Annotated in this window: 18 protein-coding genes and 1 pseudogene; 10 read left to right on the top strand and 9 right to left on the bottom strand. The window is 71.0% G+C overall.

Annotated elements, in window-relative coordinates; translation table 11 throughout:
* Positions 1 to 56: 56 nt before the first annotated feature.
* The 6 genes from K6T36_RS06430 to K6T36_RS06405 all read right to left on the bottom strand — a co-directional run bounded on the left by K6T36_RS06430 (position 57) and on the right by K6T36_RS06405 (position 3510).
* Positions 57 to 890: a helix-turn-helix transcriptional regulator gene (locus tag K6T36_RS06430; RefSeq protein ID WP_222923116.1), complete on the bottom strand. Its 834-nt coding sequence runs from the start codon at positions 888 to 890 to the stop codon at positions 57 to 59.
* Between the two features lie 447 nt (positions 891 to 1337).
* Entirely contained in the window at positions 1338 to 1925 is a 588-nt protein-coding gene (locus tag K6T36_RS06425) for a MogA/MoaB family molybdenum cofactor biosynthesis protein (RefSeq protein WP_222923115.1), read from the bottom strand.
* Positions 1926 to 1951: 26 nt separating this feature from the next.
* Positions 1952 to 2428, bottom strand: a complete 477-nt coding sequence (locus tag K6T36_RS06420) for a hypothetical protein (RefSeq protein WP_222923114.1) — start codon at positions 2426 to 2428, stop codon at positions 1952 to 1954.
* 76 nt (positions 2429 to 2504) lie between these two features.
* Positions 2505 to 2705 (bottom strand): helix-turn-helix transcriptional regulator, encoded by a 201-nt coding sequence (locus tag K6T36_RS06415; RefSeq protein ID WP_222923113.1) that lies wholly within the window; start codon positions 2703 to 2705, stop codon positions 2505 to 2507.
* Positions 2702 to 3112, bottom strand: coding sequence for a DUF2178 domain-containing protein (locus K6T36_RS06410; RefSeq protein WP_222923112.1), 411 nt, complete (start codon positions 3110 to 3112; stop codon positions 2702 to 2704). The genes K6T36_RS06415 and K6T36_RS06410 overlap by 4 nt, the downstream gene beginning before the upstream one ends.
* On the bottom strand, positions 3109 to 3510 hold the full coding sequence (locus K6T36_RS06405; RefSeq protein WP_222923111.1) for a hypothetical protein: 402 nt from the start codon (positions 3508 to 3510) through the stop codon (positions 3109 to 3111). Before K6T36_RS06405 ends, K6T36_RS06410 begins: the two co-directional genes overlap by 4 nt.
* Positions 3511 to 3652: 142 nt before the next feature.
* Between K6T36_RS06405 and K6T36_RS06400 the strand changes: the two genes are divergently transcribed.
* The 3 genes from K6T36_RS06400 to K6T36_RS06390 all read left to right on the top strand — a co-directional run bounded on the left by K6T36_RS06400 (position 3653) and on the right by K6T36_RS06390 (position 6047).
* Complete coding sequence (locus tag K6T36_RS06400) at positions 3653 to 4693, top strand: zinc-binding dehydrogenase (protein ID WP_222923110.1); 1041 nt, start codon at positions 3653 to 3655, stop codon at positions 4691 to 4693.
* Positions 4683 to 5045 (top strand): DUF7977 family protein, encoded by a 363-nt coding sequence (locus K6T36_RS06395; protein ID WP_222923109.1) that lies wholly within the window; start codon positions 4683 to 4685, stop codon positions 5043 to 5045. The genes K6T36_RS06400 and K6T36_RS06395 overlap by 11 nt, the downstream gene beginning before the upstream one ends.
* Before the next feature lie 99 nt (positions 5046 to 5144).
* Positions 5145 to 6047 carry an alpha/beta fold hydrolase gene (locus K6T36_RS06390; RefSeq protein WP_222923108.1) on the top strand — a complete coding sequence of 301 codons (903 nt, stop codon included), beginning with the start codon at positions 5145 to 5147 and terminating at the stop codon, positions 6045 to 6047.
* A 318-nt stretch (positions 6048 to 6365) separates the two neighbouring features.
* Here the strand turns inward: K6T36_RS06390 and K6T36_RS06385 are convergent.
* Both K6T36_RS06385 and K6T36_RS06380 read right to left on the bottom strand, forming a co-directional pair.
* Positions 6366 to 8042, bottom strand: a pseudogene (locus tag K6T36_RS06385) (ABC1 kinase family protein); the annotation flags it as partial.
* Positions 8043 to 8047: 5 nt separating this feature from the next.
* On the bottom strand, positions 8048 to 8404 hold the full coding sequence (locus K6T36_RS06380; RefSeq protein ID WP_222923107.1) for an Hsp20/alpha crystallin family protein: 357 nt from the start codon (positions 8402 to 8404) through the stop codon (positions 8048 to 8050).
* Positions 8405 to 8510: 106 nt separating this feature from the next.
* On the opposite strand from K6T36_RS06380, the gene K6T36_RS06375 reads away from it, so the two are divergent.
* The 4 genes from K6T36_RS06375 to K6T36_RS06360 all read left to right on the top strand — a co-directional run bounded on the left by K6T36_RS06375 (position 8511) and on the right by K6T36_RS06360 (position 12932).
* A complete protein-coding gene (locus tag K6T36_RS06375; protein ID WP_222923106.1) occupies positions 8511 to 8750 on the top strand; it encodes a hypothetical protein in 240 nt (79 codons plus the stop codon).
* A gap of 115 nt (positions 8751 to 8865) precedes the next feature.
* Positions 8866 to 10194, top strand: a complete 1329-nt coding sequence (locus K6T36_RS06370) for a molybdopterin molybdotransferase MoeA (RefSeq protein ID WP_222923105.1) — start codon at positions 8866 to 8868, stop codon at positions 10192 to 10194.
* Positions 10191 to 12188, top strand: coding sequence for a molybdopterin biosynthesis protein (locus tag K6T36_RS06365; protein WP_222923104.1), 1998 nt, complete (start codon positions 10191 to 10193; stop codon positions 12186 to 12188). The genes K6T36_RS06370 and K6T36_RS06365 overlap by 4 nt, the downstream gene beginning before the upstream one ends.
* A gap of 99 nt (positions 12189 to 12287) precedes the next feature.
* Positions 12288 to 12932: a hypothetical protein gene (locus tag K6T36_RS06360; RefSeq protein ID WP_222923103.1), complete on the top strand. Its 645-nt coding sequence runs from the start codon at positions 12288 to 12290 to the stop codon at positions 12930 to 12932.
* 50 nt (positions 12933 to 12982) lie between these two features.
* Here K6T36_RS06360 and K6T36_RS06355 read toward each other — a convergent pair whose 3' ends face one another.
* Positions 12983 to 14044: a phosphate uptake regulator PhoU gene (locus tag K6T36_RS06355; RefSeq protein WP_222923102.1), complete on the bottom strand. Its 1062-nt coding sequence runs from the start codon at positions 14042 to 14044 to the stop codon at positions 12983 to 12985.
* Positions 14045 to 14326: 282 nt separating this feature from the next.
* Between K6T36_RS06355 and K6T36_RS06350 the strand changes: the two genes are divergently transcribed.
* The 3 genes from K6T36_RS06350 (at position 14327) to pstA (ending at position 18019) form a co-directional block, all read left to right on the top strand.
* Positions 14327 to 15334 carry a PstS family phosphate ABC transporter substrate-binding protein gene (locus tag K6T36_RS06350; RefSeq protein ID WP_222923101.1) on the top strand — a complete coding sequence of 336 codons (1008 nt, stop codon included), beginning with the start codon at positions 14327 to 14329 and terminating at the stop codon, positions 15332 to 15334.
* Between the two features lie 68 nt (positions 15335 to 15402).
* Positions 15403 to 16362 (top strand): phosphate ABC transporter permease subunit PstC, encoded by a 960-nt coding sequence (gene pstC, locus K6T36_RS06345; RefSeq protein WP_222923100.1) that lies wholly within the window; start codon positions 15403 to 15405, stop codon positions 16360 to 16362.
* A gap of 1 nt (position 16363) precedes the next feature.
* The gene (gene pstA / locus K6T36_RS06340; RefSeq protein ID WP_222923099.1) at positions 16364 to 18019 is read left to right on the top strand and encodes a phosphate ABC transporter permease PstA; all 1656 of its coding nucleotides are present in this window, start codon (positions 16364 to 16366) and stop codon (positions 18017 to 18019) included.
* The last annotated feature ends 8 nt before the right edge of the window (positions 18020 to 18027 follow it).

Raw genomic sequence — 18027 nt, 5'->3', positions numbered from 1 at the left:
TCTCCCGCGGTGTGTGGCGCGCTCGCGTGGGACCCCCGGCGGTCGTGGCCCGCGACTCACTCGGCGCCTTCGGCGTTGGCCGCCACGCCGTCTCGGCCGTCGCGGACCGTCTCGGGCGTCACCCGCTCGGCGCCGTCCCGGGCGCGCTCGAAGCGCTCGCGGGCCCAGTCCACGGCCGTCGGGTCGTCGTTGACCGCGACGCCGCCGACGCCGGTGTCGGTGTAGACGACGACGCCGGCCTCGTCGTCGCCGCCGTCGTGCGCGGCGATCCAGAGCCCGAAGGTGATCTCCACCGAATCGCAGAAGAACTCGAACGTGCCGTCGCGCAGGTTCGCCGCGAACCGCTCCCCGCGGCGCTCGATCAGGTGTTCCAGCACGGCGGGCGTGACGACCATCCGCGGCACCGCGCCGCCGGCGGTCGCCTCGTCGTCGAAGGTGTCGAGGTGGCCCGTCAGCGCCGCGGGGGCGACGCCGTACACCGCGTCCGCGCCCCGGACCGACTCGAAGAGGCGTTCGACGACGCCGTCGGGGACGCTCGGGTCCGGCCGACTGACCGCAGCGCCGGCGAGGAAGCGCCCGTCCAGCGGCGTCTCCTCGGGCAGCGAATCGAACAGCGGTTCGCCGCGCGCGAGCCCGTCGAGGCGCGCGTGGTACCGGTCGTGGGCGTCGAGCGCGTTCGTCCCCACGGCGGTCGCGCGGACGCCGCCGTCGGCGCGCTCGGCGAGCCCGGCGTCGACCAGTTCCCGGACGCCGCGGTCGAGCGTCGTCCGCGGCACGTCGAGCCGTTCGACGAGGGTCCGCTTTCGCACGGGCCCGCCGCACAGCGCCGCGAGGACCTCGCGCCGCTTCGCGAGCACCCCCGCGATCTCCGTCGCGTCGCCGGTCGTCATTCACCGGGAGAACGAACGGCCGACCCATGTTTGTTCCGCTTACCGGACTGTCGACCGAACAGTGGGAAGATCACCGGACGGTGAAGTAATACGTGGCTCCCCACTAGGATCGACCGCCCCCGAACAGACCGGTTCCCGACTGATCGGCCCTCCATGCCGAACCAACGGAACGCCGTGCCACCGCTCGATCCACTGCCACCACCCGAACCGCTGCCACCGACGGTTTCGCCGGTTCGTCTTCTCGCCGTTCGCAACGAGGTCTCGTTTCGCTCGACCTCGCTACTCGCGCCTTGCTATGTTCTGGGCGGAGCGGCACAAGACCGCTCCGCCGGTGACCGAGACGCTCGTTCGGGCTTCGCCCTCACTCGCGACTCGCTAGTTTCTGGGCGGCTCGCCCACGAGCTCGCCGCCGCGGGGTCGAGCCGCTCGTTCGCTTCCTCCCGTCGCTCACTCGCGGCTCGCTAACCCCGCGAGATGCCCCGCCTCCTCGACGATGATCTCCTCGCTCCCGAGCCGCGCGGCGTTCTCGCTGCCGGGCAGACAGAACACGGGGACGCCGCCGGCGACGCCGGCGGTCGCGCGCGTGCCCACGACCATCGTCCCGATCTCCTCGCGGCTCATCGCGCGGAACAGCTCGCCGAAGCCCGGAAGCTCCTTGTCGAACAGCGGAACCACCGCCTCGACGGTCACGTCGTCCGGGGTGACGCCCGTCCCGCCGGTGGTGACGACGCAGTCCACGTCGTCGCGGTCGACGAGGCGGTCGACGGTCACCTGTACGCCGTCGAAGTCGTCGGCGACGACCTCGCGGACGACCACCTCGTCGCCGGCGCCCTCGACGGCCGACTCGATGGCGTCGCCCGCGGCGTCGTCCTCGTGCCCTCGCGACGAGGAGACCGTCACGACCGCATATCGCAGGCTTTCGATGTCGTGGGCGTGGTGCTCGTGGTCGTCGTGGGCGCCCCCGTGGTCATGGCCGCCATGGTCGTGGTGGTGACCGTCGTCGTGGTCGTCTCCGTGATCGTGACCGTCGCTCATAGCGTGGCCTACCGGCCGCGATCGCTTCAACCCCGGGCACCCGCGCCGTCCCGGACCGCCCCGGCGACGAGGCGAACCCCGACGAGCAGGCCGCCGAGCGCGAGCGCGACGAGCCCGCCGACGAGGAGCCCGGCGCCGACGACCCAGACGGCGACCGATGCCATCCCCTGGAAGAGGAACGCGACCCCGAGCGTCAGCGCGAGCCCCACGGCCGCCGCGACCGCGCCGCCGGCGACGAGACGGTATGTGTTCGACCTGTCGACCAGCGGGCCGACGCGGAGCCGTCCCGCGCCGGGCGGGAGGCCGTAGCCGATGGCCGCGACGACGCCGGCGGCGACCGCGCCGACCACGGCGATGGCGAATCCGAACGCCGAGGGGAGCCCGTCGCCGGTCTCGGGCGGCGGCGGGAGGTCGAACGCGAACGCGGCGGCGGCGACGAGGCCTGCGAGGCCGACGGCGACTGTCGTGACGCGGAGGGCGGCGAGGGCGGTGGACCGATCCATGACCGGGGATCGACAGCACCGAACGATGGGTTTTGTGGTGGTCGAGCGACGCCGCGTGGCCGCCGACCCCGTCTCCTCATTCGTCGCCGTCAGGGTGGAACAGGTCCTCGATCCGGCACTCGAAGAAGTCGGCGAGCGCGAACGCGAGCTCCAGCGACGGGTCGTACCGTCCGCGCTCGATGCTGTTGATCGTCTGGCGGGTGACGCCGACCGCCTCGGCCAGCCCCGCCTGGCTCAGCCCGCGCTCCTCCCGTCGGGCGCGTACGTCGTTGTTCATCGGCCGCGCGCGGTCCAGGCCAGCGCCAGCGCGAACACGACCGCCATAGCGACGTACCCGTAGAGCGCGCCGGCGACGAACGGCGACCCCTCGTAGACGCCCAGCGCCGCGAGCGTCCGCGACCCCGACGCCCCGAGGACGAGCACCACCGCCATGACGACGAGGGTGATCTGACTCGCACGGCGTTCGAGGGCGTCGTCGCGTTCGTCGAACAGCGTCACCGGACTGAACCGCCACGCCGCGAGGGCGACCACGATACCCAGCCAGTAGACCGCCTCGGCGGCGATGGGGTACGAGGCGATCCGCAGCGCCACGTTCGCGATCACCCCGACGCCGATGGAGCCGAACAGGAGCCGGCGGTACCGCTGTCGGCTGGAGACGGTCGGCGCGGAGCCGGTGGCGGTCATCGCCCGGCCCTCACGACCGCGACCGCGGCGATCCACAGCAGGAACACCGCCGCGACGGTCGTCGCGACGCCGGCGGCGAAGGCGGTCCACGTGAAGTATCCCAGCCCCGACGCGAGCACGAGCGCCGGGAACACGACCGCCGATGTCAGCCCGAGCACCCGTATCGTGTACCCCGAGGCGGTTTCGAGCACGTCCGTGTCGCGCTCGTCGAACCGCACGCCGGCGAATCGTCGGTAGCCGACGGCGACGGCCGCGAGGAGGACGAACGCGCCGGCCGCGGCGATCTCGCGGCCGAGGGTGAGCAGTGCAACGTACGCGAGCGTCGCGGTCGCCCACACGGCGACGTACGCGAGGCGGTTCCGTGTCGGTCCGTCGTGGATGGCGTGTGTCGTCGTCATGGATGGGGGACGCGGGCTGTAAAGCTCGCTTTACAGTAAAGGAAACTTTACACACTCACTTATACCTGTCGCCGCGCCGATCCGTTCCGGTTCGCCGCGGGGAGTAGGGTTTAGTCCCCCGACGTGACAGAGGTAGACACGCATGAAGGCAGTCCAGTTCTCGGAGCACGGCGACCGCGACGTGATCGAGTACGGCGACTTCCCGGACCCAGAGCCGGGCCGCGAGGAGGTGCTCGTCGACGTGAAGGCCGGCGCGCTCAACCACCTCGACATCTGGACCCGAAAGGGGCTCCCGGGGATCGACCTGGAGATGCCGCACATCCCCGGTTCCGACGCGGCGGGCGTCGTCACGGAGGTCGGCGAGGGCGTCACCCGCTTCGAGGAGGGCGACCACGTCGCCGTCTCCGCGGGCGTCTCCTGCGGGGAGTGTGAGTTCTGCCGCCACGGCGAGGAGTCCCAGTGCGTCCGCTTCTCGATCATCGGCGAGCACCAGCGCGGCGTCCACTCCGAGCTCGCGGCCGTCCCGCAGGACAACCTCGTCCACGTTCCCGAGCACGTCGACTGGGAGGTCGCCGGCTCCGCCTCGCTCGTGTTCCAGACGGCCTGGCGGATGCTGCTGACGCAGGGCGAGCTCGCGCCCGGCGAGAAGATCCTCGTGCTCGGCGCCTCCGGCGGCGTCGGCCACGCGGCGGTGCAGATCGCCGACTACGTCGGCGCGGAGGTGTACGCGACAGCCTCGACCGAGGAGAAGCTCGGATACGCCGAGGAGCTGGGCGCGGAGCACGTCATCAACTACGAGGAGGACGACTTCGCGGCCGAGATCCGCGAGCTGACGGGTCGCCGCGGCGTCGACATGGTCGTCGACCACATCGGCGCGGCGACGTGGCACGACTCCCTGAAGAGCCTCGCGAAGGGCGGGCGCGTCGTCACCTGCGGGGCGACCACCGGCGGGCGCCCCGAGACCGACATCAACCGGATCTTCTGGAACCAGCTGAAGGTGATCGGCTCGACGATGGCGACGCCGGGCGAGGTCGACGACGTGCTCGAACTCGTGTGGGACGGCACCTTCGAGCCGCGGATCCGCGAGACGCTGCCGATGAGCGAGGCCGCGCGGGCGCACGAGCTGATCGAGGACCGAGAGGGCTTTGGCAAGGTGGTGGTAAGGCCCGACAGTGAGCTCTGAGGACTCCACCGCCCGCGGCGACCGCGTCGTCAACACCGGCGACGGGTTCGAGCGCGTCGACGACGCGGACGCCGGCTCGGCTGCGGCAGCCGCCGATCCGGACGTGGCCGACGCCGACGCGGACGCGGAAACCTCCGGGGGCGCCGAGGACGACCTCGGGCGTGCCGGCTGGGTGCTCGTGGCCGTCGTCGTGGTCGCGTTCCTGGTCGTCCCCGGGATCATCTACCTCCGCCCGACGGCGCCGGGCGAGCTCGGGCTCCGCTTCTTCGCGGCGATGCTCGTCCTGCCGTTCCTCCCGGCGCTGTTGCTCGGCGTGACGGCGGTGTGGAGCCTCGTCGCCGGCGACGGGTAGCCGTCGACGGCGCCCGGTGGGACGCCGCTGATCCGGCCGGTCCGCCTCGGCGACGTGGCCGGTACGTTTTGGCCCGCCGAGCGCGTACGGCCGTGCGAGATGCCATCCTCGCTCAGCGCGGCCGCCGATCCGGAGTCGCTCCCGTCGGACGTTCCGGGCGAGTCGACGTTCGTCGAGGCGAACGGGCGGACGTTCCACGTCGTCGAAGCCGGCCCCGAGGGCGGCGAGTTGGTCCTCCTGCTCCACGGGTTCCCCGAGTTCTGGTACGGCTGGCGCGACCAGATCCGCCCGCTGGCCAACGAGGGGTATCGCGTCGTCGTCCCGGACCAGCGGGGGTACAACCGCAGCGAGCGACCCGGCCGCGTCCGCGACTACCGGATCGAGGCCCTGTCGGCCGACGTGACCGGCCTGATCGACGCGTACGACCGCGAGACTGCGGCGGTCGTCGGCCACGACTGGGGCGGCGTCGTCGGCTGGTGGACCGCGCTTCACTCCCCCGACCGGCTGTCGTCGTTCGTCGCCGTCAACGCGCCCCACCCGACCGTGATCCGGCGGACGCTCTCGGGAGACCCTGCCCAACTCCTCCGGTCGAGCTACGCGTTGTTCTTCCAGCTGCCGAAGGTGCCGGAGGCGCTGACGCGGGCGGCGAACTGGCGGCTCCCGGTGCGGATGATGCGCGCGTCGTCGATGCCGGGCACGTTCTCGACGGCGGACTTCGACCGATACCGCGCGGCGTGGGGACGCGAGGGCGCGTTCACCGCGATGTTGAACTGGTACCGCGCGGCCGCCCGGCGACGGCCGACGCCCGAGACCGACGAGGTCGCGGTGCCGACGCGGCTGATCTGGGGCGTCCACGACCAGTTCCTCAAGCATCGCATGGCATACGACTCCCTCGACTACTGCGCCGACGGCCGGATCACGACCGTCCACGAGGCGACCCACTGGGTCCAACACGAACAGCCGGTGAAGGTCGCCGACGCGATCCGCGAGGAGCTCTCCTAAGCGGGGTGCCCGGTGGTAGCCTGGCGGTTGTCTGGCTGTCGTCCGGCGGTCGTCTGGTGGTCGCCCGGCGGTCGTCTGGTGGTCGCCCGGCGGTCGTCCGGATCGAGGGCGCGGCTACTGCTTCCCTTCGTCGTCGACGCCGATCGCGACGCCGCCGTCGTCGTCCCAGTCGCGGCGGTCGCGTCGCCGACCGCCGCCGGCCGCGTCGCCCGCGCCGGAGGTGGCGTCCGCGCCGCTGTCGTCGCCGCCGGCCTGGTTCACCGCGCCGGGCATCATCGAGCCGGCGGCACCCGATCCGTCCTCGCCCGCCTCCGCGGACTGCCGTTCCCGCATGCTCTGGCGGGTGAACTGCGGCTGCGCGCGGATACCGCGCTTGTCCTTCGTGAACGATCGGTAGAGGAAGAACACCATCGGCAGCGTCGCCACGACGATCCCGATCGAGAGGTACACGTCGAGCGTGTTCGACCCGAACGAGTAGATGATCGCCGCCGAGAGCCCGCCGACCGCGGTGAGCACGGAGTAGGCGATCCGTCGGGCGAGCCGGTCGAGGACGTGGTTACCGTCCTCCAGGGTGACGTTGACCGCGAGGTCCTCGCGCTGGACGGTGTCGAGCACGTCGTCGAGCTTCGGCGGTACCGTGAACAGCGCACGCGCCGTCTCGCGCGTCTGATCGGCGGCATCGCCCGCGAGCCGACGGGCCGTGTCCTCCAGGTACCCCTCCTCGGAGAGGTACTCGGTGGCGACCTCGATGAAGTCGAAGTTCGGGTCGAGCGTGACGCAGACGCCCTCGACGACCGTCGCCACCCGGAGCACGAGCGCCATGTTCTGCGGGAGCCGAAGCGGGAAGTCGTAGATCGTCGACTCGACCTGCTCGATCACCTGCTGGACGCGGTACTGTTCGATGTCCTCGCCGCGCACGTCGGCGATGGCCAGCTCCATCACGTCGGACATCACCTTCCGGTCGGCCTCCGGCGACAGCGTCCCCATCTCCACGAGCGAATCGAGGATCGCGTCGATGTCCTGGTTCGCGACGGCGATGTAGAAGTCGATGATCTTCTCCTGGATGAACGGGTCGACGCGGCCGGACATCCCGAAGTCGTAGAAGATGATCCGCCCGTCCTCGGTCACCGAGAGGTTGCCCGGGTGCGGGTCGGCGTGGAAGACGCCGTCCTCGGCGATCATCTGGAGGTACGCGCGCTGGAGCGTCGTCGCCAGCTCGGTGCGGTCGATCCCCCTCGCGTCGAGCGCGGCGGTGTCCGAGATCTTCGTTCCCGGGATGTACTCCATCGTGAGCACGCGCGGGCCGGAGGCGGCCGCGACGGGTTCGGGGATCACGACCCGGTCGTTCTCCTCGAAGTTCGCGCGGATCTCGCGAAGCACGCGCTGTTCCCGGGAGTAGTCCATCTCCTGGTGGATCGTCTTGTCGAACTCCTCGGCGAGGTTGTCCAGCGAGAACGCCTGCCCCTGCCCGACGAACCGCGAGAGGAACGGCACCGACCACTTGATGATCCGGAGGTCGGCCTCGACGAGCTCCTCGATCCCGGGGCGGCGGATCTTCACCGCGACTTCCTGTCCCTCGTAGGTGGCGACGTACACCTGCCCGAGGCTGGCGCCCGAGATGGGGTCGGTGTCGAACTCGTCGAACACCTCCTCGACGGGGCCGAGCTCGTCCTCGATCACGTTCTTCGACTCGGACCACGGCGCCGGCGGTACGTCGTCCTGTAGCGACGACAGCACCTCGATGTACGACGCCGGGAGGACGTCCGGCCGCGTCGAGAGGATCTGCCCGAGCTTGATGAACGTCGGCCCGAGGGTGAGCAGGGTGTCGAGCAGCACCTCCGCGCGCCGGAGCCGCATCTCGCGGGTCACCTCCCGGGACCCGCCGACGACGACGAACCGCTTCCGGTCGCGGAGGTACGCCCAGATCAGCGGCAGGAACCGATAGAGGACGAGGGGGAACCGTCGGTACGCACGCAGTGAGACCAGCGTCACCACCCGGATTACGCGTCCGTGACGGCGATATCGTGTTCGGGGGCGGCGGCCCGCTTGGGGAGCCGGACCGAGAGCACACCTCGCTCCATCTCCGCCTCGCTCCCCTCGTGGGTCGCGTCCGGCGGCAGCGGGATCTCGGCGTCGAGGAACAGCGGGCGGTCCTCCTCGACGTAGCTGAACTCGCGGTCGGGCGACTTCTCGCGGCGGGCCTCGACGTGGAGGCGACCGCGTTCGAGGCTCACGTCGGTCGTCTCGGCGCTGGCGCCGGGCAGGTCGATCACGAGGAGGTACGCATCGTCGCTCTCCAACAGATCGGCGAACACCGGCTCGGGAAGGTCACGGAGCGCCTCGCGTAGCTTCGACATGGACGGGCTAAGGGGCGGCGCGTCGAAAAATGCCGCGGTGGCGGCGGCGCGTCTGCGTGTGAGTGACTCCCGTGGGTTTTTGTGTGCGTGGCCGATCCGGTCGCACATGGTGGAGGGAGCGGACGAGTCCGACCGGGGGCGACCGACCGGTCGGGAGGACGACAGGGACGTGCAGGTGCGCGTCGAACCGGACGCAGCGGTGGTGTCGATGCACGCGCAGGTGCCGCCGGCGGCCGACGAGACGCCCGTCGCGTTCCGACCGGTGGCGACGGCGCGGGCCGTCGGCGGTCGGATCCGGCGGTTGGTGACCGAACGGGGAGGGGCGCGCTCGTCGGGCGACCGCTGACGCCGGCGACCGACCGGCCGTCGCGGACGCGGGGCGTCGCCGCGGCTCCTCGGCCGGCCGCGCGTCGCCCTCGGCGACTGGCGGCCTTTTTACTCCGGGACCGTAACGACACGGTATGAGTCACGACCGCACACGCTCCGGGTTCAAGGACCGAACCCGGGTCGCAGACGCGCGCGAGCGCCTCCTCGCGGCCGCCGCCCCGCACGGCCGCACCGAGACGGTCCCGCTGACGGCGGCCGACGGCCGCGCCGTCGCCGACGCGACGACCGCGCCGACGCCGGTGCCGGGGTACGACCGCGCCGCGATGGACGGGTGGGCCGTCCGCGCAGAGGACACCTTCGGCGCCTCCGCCCGATCGCCCGCCGTCCTGTTCACGGAGGACGACGAGGTCGCCCCCGAGGGAGCCGTTCGCGTCCACACCGGGAGCGAACTGCCGCCCGGCGCCGACGCGGTCGTCAAGATCGAGGAGGCCGAGCGCGTGCCGCGCAGCGGCACGGCCGGGTCGAGCGGGGAGGGAACCGACCCGCGAGACGAGATCGGCGAGGAGGTGGAGGTGTTCGACGCCGTCGCCGAGGGCGAGAACGTCGGCCCGACCGGCGAGGACGTGGCCGAGGGACAGACGCTGTACGAGCCGCCCCACCGGCTGCGACCGTCCGATCTGGGGCTTCTGAAGTCCGTCGGGATCGACGAGGTCGAGGTCGCCGACCGCCCGCGCGTGTCGGTGATCCCGACCGGCGAGGAGCTGGTCCAGGCCGATCCCGACCCCGGCGAGGTCATCGAGACGAACGGCCTGACCGTCTCGCGACTCGCCGAGCGCTGGGGCGGCGACGCCACCTACCGCGACATCGTCACCGACGACGAGGACGCGCTCCGCGGGGCGGTCGAGCGCGACCTCGACCACGACGTGGTCGTCACAACCGGCGGCTCCTCCGTCGGAGAGCGCGACCTGATCCCCGAGGTGGTCGACGAGATCGGCGAGGTGCTCGTCCACGGCGTCGCGCTCAAGCCGGGGCACCCGGTCGCGCTCGGGGTCGTCGAGGGGACGCCGGTGGTCATGCTCCCCGGCTACCCGGTCGCGTGCATCGTCAACGCCGTCCAGTTCCTCCGCCCCGTCATCCGCGAGATCGGCTCGCTCCCGCACGATACGCACCCGACGCGACGGGCGATCCTCTCCCGGAAGGTGTCCTCCGAGCCGGGCGTGCGGACGTTCGCGCGGGTGACGCTGGACCCGATCGACGGGCGCGGCGCCGACACCGACGGGGCGGGCGACGCCGCCCGCGACGGCGACGGGCCCGCGTTCGAGGCGACGCCGACGCGCGCCTCCGGGTCGGGGATGCTCTCGTCGGTCGCGCTGGCGGACGGCTGGGTCGTCGTCCCCGAGTCCCGGGAGGGACTCGACGCCGGCGAGGCCGTCGACGTGGATCTGTGGGAGGTGAGCGAATGAGCGACCGCCGGGAGTTCCGCGATCTCGCCGAGCCCGAGGAGGCCCACGAGGCGATCGCCTCGCTCGATCTGGCGCCCGAGCCGGAGACGGTGTCGCTGGACGAGGCGCGGGGGCGGGTGCTCGCCGAGCGGATCGACGCCGAGCTGGACGTGCCCGGCTTCGACCGCGCCTCGATGGACGGTTACGCGGTCCGCGCGCGCGACACGTTCGGTGCCGACGAGATGGACCCGGCCACGCTCGACCTGATCGGGGCGGTCCACGCCGGCGCCGAACCCGACGTGACCGTCGAGCCGGGAACCTGCGCGGAGATCTCCACGGGCGCGGTGATGCCCGACGGCGCCGACGCGGTGGTGATGGTCGAGCGGACCACCGAGGTCACGGGCGAGGACGAGAGCGGCGCCGACGCGGACGTGGAGTCCGTCGAGATCCGGACCTCCGTCGCCCCCGGCGACCACGTGATGTTCGCGGGCGCCGACATCGCCGCCGGCGGGCGCGCGCTCGGTCCCGGAACCGAGATAACCCCGCGCGAGATCGGGCTGCTGTCGGCGCTGGGACTCGACGAGGTGCCAGTTCGCGGGCGTCCGACGGTCGGTATCGTCTCCACCGGCGACGAACTCGTTCGCCCCGGGGAGGAGATCCACAGCGAGCGCGGGCAGATCTACGACGTGAACAGCTACACCATCGCCGCGGGCGTCGAGGAGGCCGGCGGCGAGGCCGTCCTCTACCCCCACGCCGGCGACGACTACGACGAGATGGAGCGCCTGCTCGTGGAGGCCAGCGAGGAGTGCGACCTGGTGCTCTCGTCGGGGTCCACCTCGGCGTCGGCCGTCGACGTGATCTACCGGGTGATCGAGGATCGCGGCGACCTCCTCTTACACGGCGTCGCGGTCAAGCCGGGCAAGCCGATGCTCGTGGGCCGCGTGGGCGACTCCGCGTACGTCGGCCTCCCGGGGTATCCCGTCTCGGCGCTGACGATCTTCCGCACGTTCGTCGCGCGGGCGGTGCGCGAGGCCGCCGGGAAACCGGAGCCGCGGACCGCCGCCGTGACCGGTCGGATGGCCCGGCAGGAACGCTACTCGGAGGGCCGGATGCGGCTCATGCCCGCGGGGCTGACTGAGACCGGGCCGACAGGCCCGGACCGGGGCGGCGAAGCCGCCGGAGCCCGGTCCGGGAACACGCTCGTCTACCCCGTCGACAAAGGGTCGGGCGCGACGACGAGCCTCGTCGAGGCCGACGGCGTGGTCGTCGTCGACCCCGACACCGAGTACCTCGCCGCGGGCGAGGAGGTCGAGGTGCAGCTGTTCTCGCCGGACGTGCGCGCGCCGACACTGTTCGCCGTCGGCGAGGACGACCCCGCCCTCTCCCGGCTGCTCGACCGGGTCGACCGCCCGCGGCACCTCGCGGTCGGTTCCCGTGAGGGACTGCGCCGCCTCCGCGACGGCGTCCCCGACGCCGCCGTCGTCGCCGGCGAGCCCGGGCGGGAGCCGGTCGCCGCGCCGGACCCGACCGCCGACGACGAGCCGGTCCCGACGGAGGTCCTCGGGGAGTGGACCCGCGAGTGGGGGCTGATCGTCCCCGCCGGCAACCCCGACGACGTGACCGGACTGGCGGACCTGATCGACCGCGACCTCCGGTTCGTCAACCGCGACTCGAACTCGGGGCTGCGGACCACCCTGGCGAACGCGCTCGCGGACCTGGCCGACGAGCGCGGGACCACTCGCCGGGAGGCGACCGAGGCCGTCGACGGCTTCGACCGCGCCGTCAGGGCCCACGAGTCGCCCGCGCGGCGCGTGCTGGCGGGCGACGCGGACGCGGGACTCGGGCTACGGGCGACGGCCGAGCGGCTCGACACCGGGTTCGTTCCGCTGGGAACCGAGCCGGTTCGCGTCCACGCGAACCCCGCCCGCGTCGACAAGGCGGGCGTGCGGCAGTTACGCGAGGCGGTCGCCGACGGCGACGACGTGTTCCAGGCACTGGCGGGGTACGATCACTGACTACCGGTCTTCGAGCGGTATTGCCGGTCATCCAGCGGTCGGTCGCCACGCCGCCGTTGGGGGGTGACTAACAATGCCTCGACGGGCCGGATCGCGACCGTGGCAACACGTACGTCCGGCGTCGGGGGTTCGATCTCGCGCCTGTCGGGAGTGGTCCGGCTGTCGGCGCTCGTCGTCTCGTTCACCGGCGTGGAGACGGTCGCGCTCGTGGTCTGGCTCGCGCTCGTCCGGGATGTCCCGGCGACATCGACGACCGCGGCCGTCGGGCTCGGCGTGCTCGGCGTCGGCCTCCTCCTCGAACACTACCTCACCAACCGGGCCGTCAACGGGGCGGGTGCGTCGTTCCCGCTCGGTCGGGGGGCGCTGTTCAGCGCCTCCGAGGCCGTCCTGTGGGCCCTGTGGCTCGGGATCGCCGAGCGCGTCGCCGGGGCGCGAGGGCTCCTCGTCGCCGCGGTCGTGCTCGCCGTCCTGCTCGTTCCGCAACACACCGTCGAGGACAACGTGCTCCGAGGGCGGGGGCTGTTCTCGTCGGTGCTCGACCCCCGAACGATCGGGTTCAGCGTCATCGAGTCGGCGGGCGCGACCGTCTGGCTCGCGTTCGTCCTCCACGGCGACGAGGCCGCCCCGCTCCTGCGGGACCTCGGCGCCGCCGGCGTCGACCCGGAGATCGTCGGGATCGCGGTCCTCGCGGCGTCGCTCCTGGTCGAACACGTCGTCGGCGTGTCGCTCTCGCGTCGGCGGTAGAACCGGCACGGTCGACGGAGGGAACCGGGTACCGGGGGACCGTTGACCCGTTACGGCGTCGGCGCGGCCTTCTGGAGGGCGGTCTCGGCGATGTTGCCGCCGTAGTCGGCCGACCGCGAGACGGAGTCGACGATGAGCCCGAGCAGCTGCGCGCGTGCGGGGTCCAACTCGCGGAGGAGCTCGTCGATCTCGCGTGCGCGCTGGTCGACGCCGAGCACGGCGCCGCGCGCCTCGTTCGCCAGCTCGGTCGCCTCGGTGCTGTCGTCGGCGAACAGCGCCTCCATCGCGCGGTCGACGACCTCGCGCGCGTCCTCGTCGAGCGCCTGGAGCGCCTCGTTGAACTCCGCCGGGAGCACCTCGCCGACGCCGTCCTCCGGGCTCGGGACCTCGCCGCCGACGGCGTCGGCCGCCTCGCTTCCCAGCAGCTCCAGGGTGAGATGGGCGATCTTCGTCGCGTGGTCGGCGACCCGCTCGAGCTGGCGCGCGCTGGAGTGGTAGTCGAAGCACACCTCCCGCGAGAGGCCGATGTCCTCGGCGGCCTTCGGCGTGCGCAGCGTCGCCCGGAAGATGCGCGAGACGACCATGTACAGCCGGTCCACGTCGTCGTCGCGCTGGATCACGTCCAGCGCCATGTCCTCGTCCCCGGTGGTGAGCGCGTCCACCGCGTCCTCCAGCATCGAGACGGCGATGAGGCGCATCCGGGTGACGGCGTTGTGGATCGACAGCTCCGAGGAGTCGAGCAGGTCGCGGATCACGACGCGATCGCGCGTCTCCTCCAGCACCTCCAGGCCGACGAGGCTCTGCACCGAGTCGCGGATGGTGCGTCGCTGGTCGTTGGTGATCCGGGCGGCCTCCAGCGCGATGATGTCGAACCCGGAGACGTACATCGTCATCACCGCGCGCGTGAGCTGGTCGCCCGACAGATCGCCGATGTCGAGCGTCCCCTCGGTGCGCTCCTCGTCGCTCACCGGCGTGAGAAACAGGGAGTCCCCCTCGGGGTAGAACTCGACCTCGGTGCCCGCGCTGACGCCGTTGTCCGTCGCCCACTCCTTCGGAATGGAGACGGTGTACGTCGACCCGCCCGTCACCTGCACCTTCCGTGTCTCGACCATCGTGGTAGGGTGTGGCCGTCCGCGAATTAAATCCACCGGTGTTCTATATATTCCAGTTTGTGTCCGCCGGATATGTCACAGTTATCTTCCTCGACTGATACTAATTCGCCGATCTCGATAGATCAGTCCTCTCGTCTATCTCTTCGGGTACGGTGATACGGTCCGTTTCGTGGCGTGTATCGAGCTGCTTCCGAACAGCCGCTCCGGATCACACGTTCTCACAGTATATCTATATATTTCTCATAGTAGGGTACTTACGTCTCACTCGGCTCCGATCGGGTGATGACGGATCAACCCGACTCCGCGACGCGGCGTGCCTTCATGACTGCTGCGGGAACGGCGGGCGTCCTCGGCCTGGCTGGCTGTACGAGCAACCCGGACTCCGGCGGGTCCGGCGGGTCCGACGGCGGTTCCGAGCAGCTCTCGGGCGACATCGACATCGCGGGGTCCTCGACGGTGTTCCCCCTGGCGACGGCGTTCGCCGAGACGTTCCAGCAGGAACACTCCGAGGTCAACGTCAACATTCAGTCGACGGGCTCGGGCGGCGGGTTCGCGAACTTCTTCTGTGCCGGCGAGACGGACTTCAACAACGCCTCCCGGCCGATCCAGCCCGAGGAGGAGGAGGCGTGTGCGGACAACGACATCGTCCCCGTCGAGCTGACGGTCGCGACGGACGCGCTGACGGTCATCGTGAACAACGAGGCCGACTTCATCGACTCGATGACCGTCGAGGAGCTTCGGACGCTGTGGTCCGCCGAGGAGCAGCCCGAGACGTGGAGCGAGGTCAACTCCGACTGGCCCGACGAGGAGATCGAGCTGTACGGCCCCTCGGACGCCTCCGGGACGTACGACTACTTCATCGAGTCCATCATCGGCGAGGAGGGTCCGGGCCACCGCCAGGACTACTCCGCCACCGAGCAGGACCGCACCATCGTCCAGGGCGTCCAGGGCTCGCAGTACGCCGTCGGCTACCTCGGGTTCGCCTACTACAGCGCGAACACCGACGCGGTGAAGGCGGTCGCCATCGACGACGGCGACGGCCCCGTCGAGCCGTCGCTCGAAACCGCGCGGACGGGCGAGTACACCCCGCTGTCGCGTCCGCTGTTCACCTACCCGAAGCAGTCGGCGCTGGCCGAGGACCACATCGCCGAGTTCGCCCGGTACTTCGTCGAGAACACGACCAACGAGGAGGTCGTCGCCGAGGATGTCGGCTACGTTCCGCTGACCGACGAGCAGCAGGCCGAGCAGCTGGAGACGCTGGAGGCCGCGATCGAGGAAGCGAACGCCTAGACCTGTCACCGAGGCCACGAACGGCCGAACGGAGAAATTTTTCACTACCCCACACAACCACCAACTGAATGAGCACCGACGACATCACGGAGGACCTTACCCGGGACACACAGAACTCGCCCGCGGAGCTGCTCACGCGGTCGTTCTTCTTCCTGTGCGCGGTGCTCTCGATCGTCACGACGATCAGTATCGTCGTCCTCCTCGTGACCGAGGCGGCGAAGTTCTTCACGCTCACGGCGCCGCTGATGGGCGTGGAGGGACCGACCGCCTCCATCGTGGACTTCCTCACCGGGACTACGTGGGAGATCAACAACGGGGAGTTCGGCGTGCTCACGCTCGTGTCCGCCACGCTGATGATCACTATCGGCTCGGCGGTCATCGCGCTCCCGCTCGGGGTCGCGACGGCCATCTACCTCAGCGAGTACGCCGCCCCGCGACACCGCGCGTTCCTGAAGCCGGCGCTCGAGGTGCTCGCGGGCATCCCGACGGTCGTCTACGGCTTCTTCGCGCTCATCTACATCACCCCCGCCATCCAGACCGTCCTCCCGGAGACGGGCACGTTCAACCTCCTGTCGGCGAGCATCGTCGTCGGTATCATGATCATCCCGATGGTCGCGTCGATCAGCGAGGACGCGATGTCGGCGGTGCCCGACGAACTCCGGCAGGCGGGCTACGGGATGGGCGCGACCAAGTTCGACGTGTCCACCGGCATCGTCGTCCCGGCGGCGCTGTCGGGGATCCTCTCGTCGTTCATCCTCGCGCTCTCGCGGGCCATCGGCGAGACGATGGCCGTCACCGTCGCCGCGGGCTCGCAGGCGCAGTTCCTGAACCCGATCGACCCCACGGCGTACCAGGAGGGCGCGCTCCCGATGACCGCGGCGATGGTCCAACTGCTGTTGGGGGACATCACCGGCGGGGGGCTCGCGTACCGGAGCCTCTTCGCCATCGGGCTGACCCTCTTCGTCATCACCCTCGTCATGAACGTCATCAGCGACCTGATCGCACAGCGGTACCGCGAGGAGTACTGAGATGGCGACCGACACGTCCACCGGCGATATCGAGAGCTTCGGAACGGTCAACAAGACCGTCGGCACCGTCTTCAAGTACGTCCTGCTGGCGGCGACGCTGTTCGGGCTCGTCGTGCTCGGCGCGCTGCTGGTGTACGTCGCCAACGACGCCATCCAGCCGCTCACCGCCGACCCCGGCTGGCACCTCACGTTCCTCCTCACGCTCGTGCTCCCGACGATCGGGGTCGGCACGTTCCTCTACCGACGCGATACCGACGCCCTCCGATTCGGCGCGACGACCGTCGGGATGACGGTCGTGACGCTCATGTTCTCCGGCGGCGTCGGGATGATCTTCGTCGACATCCTCTCGCCGTTCGTCTTCCTCTCGTACGTGCTCGCGCTGGCGCTTCCCTTCGTGCTCGTGCTCGCGCTCCAACGCCGGGCGCGACGGATCCCGTTCTTCACGCGGGCGGCCGCGACGACGGTGGCGTTCTACCTCTCGCTGTTCGGTCTCCCCGGGCCCGTCGGCGCGGTCGCCGGCATCCCGGCCATCGTCCCCGGACTCCCCGCGGTGATCCAGTCGGTCCCGACGATCCCGCTCCCTTGGATGTCGCTCACCGCGACGCTCGGCCTCGGCGTCGCCGCACTCGTCGGCGTGTACGCCGCCCGGATCCGCGACCGACGCGCCGGCCTGATCGCCGGGGCCGGCGCGCTGGCGGCCATCGGGGCGAGCGGCGCGCTCGGGCCCGCGCTCGGCGTCACCTCGGTACCCGCGGTGGTGCTCGCCTCGGTGGCCGTCGTTCCGACGGCGGCGTACGCCGCCGGCACCGCGGTCTCGCTGCCCGAGCGCCGGATCGGCCTGCTCGTGCCGGCGGTCGTCATCGGCGGGGCGCTCGCCGGCGAGGTCGCCGTCGGCGCCCTCGGCTTCGCGGGCCCGCAGTCGTGGGTCGACTGGCAGTTCCTCACGAGCGCACACAGCCGGACCGCCGTCAACGCCGGGCTGTACCCCGCGATCGGCGGCTCCATCCTGCTGATGGTCACGGTCGCGATCCTGTCGTTCCCGCTCGGCGTCGGCGCCGCGGTGTACCTCGAGGAGTACGCCCCGGACAACCGCTTCACGCGCTTCATCGACGTGAACATCTCCAACCTCGCGGGCGTCCCCTCCGTCGTGTACGGGCTGCTCGGGCTGGGCGTGTTCGTCACGTACCTCGGTCGGCCGACCGGGACCGTCCTCATCGGCGGCGCGACGCTGGCGCTGCTCATCCTCCCGATCGTGATCATCTCCTCGCGGGAGGCGATCCGGAGCGTCCCCAACGAGATGCGGCAGGCGTCCTACGGGATGGGGGCGACGAAGTGGCAGACCGTCCGCCGGGTCGTGCTCCCGCGGGCGTTCCCGGGGATCCTCACCGGAACGATCCTCGCGCTCGGCCGGGCGATCGGCGAGACCGCGCCGCTCATCATGATCGGGGCGCCGAGCGTCCTGTTCTCGCTGCCGACCGGCTTCACCTCGAAGGTGAGCGCGATGCCGCTGCAGGTATTCGCGTGGTCGAGCCTGTTCGCGAGCGAGGACTTCTACACGAAGGCCGTCCCCGCGGGCGTCGTGGTGCTCGTGGGCGTCCTCCTGGCGATGAACTCGATCGCGATCGTCCTGCGAAACAGGTATCAGAGCGAGCAGTAATCCACAAC

The organism is Halobaculum roseum (assembly GCF_019880245.1).
GTDB classification, from domain to species: domain Archaea; phylum Halobacteriota; class Halobacteria; order Halobacteriales; family Haloferacaceae; genus Halobaculum; species Halobaculum roseum.
The sequence above is the reverse complement of the archived record's forward strand: the minus strand, read 5'-3'. Positions and strand labels throughout refer to the sequence as shown.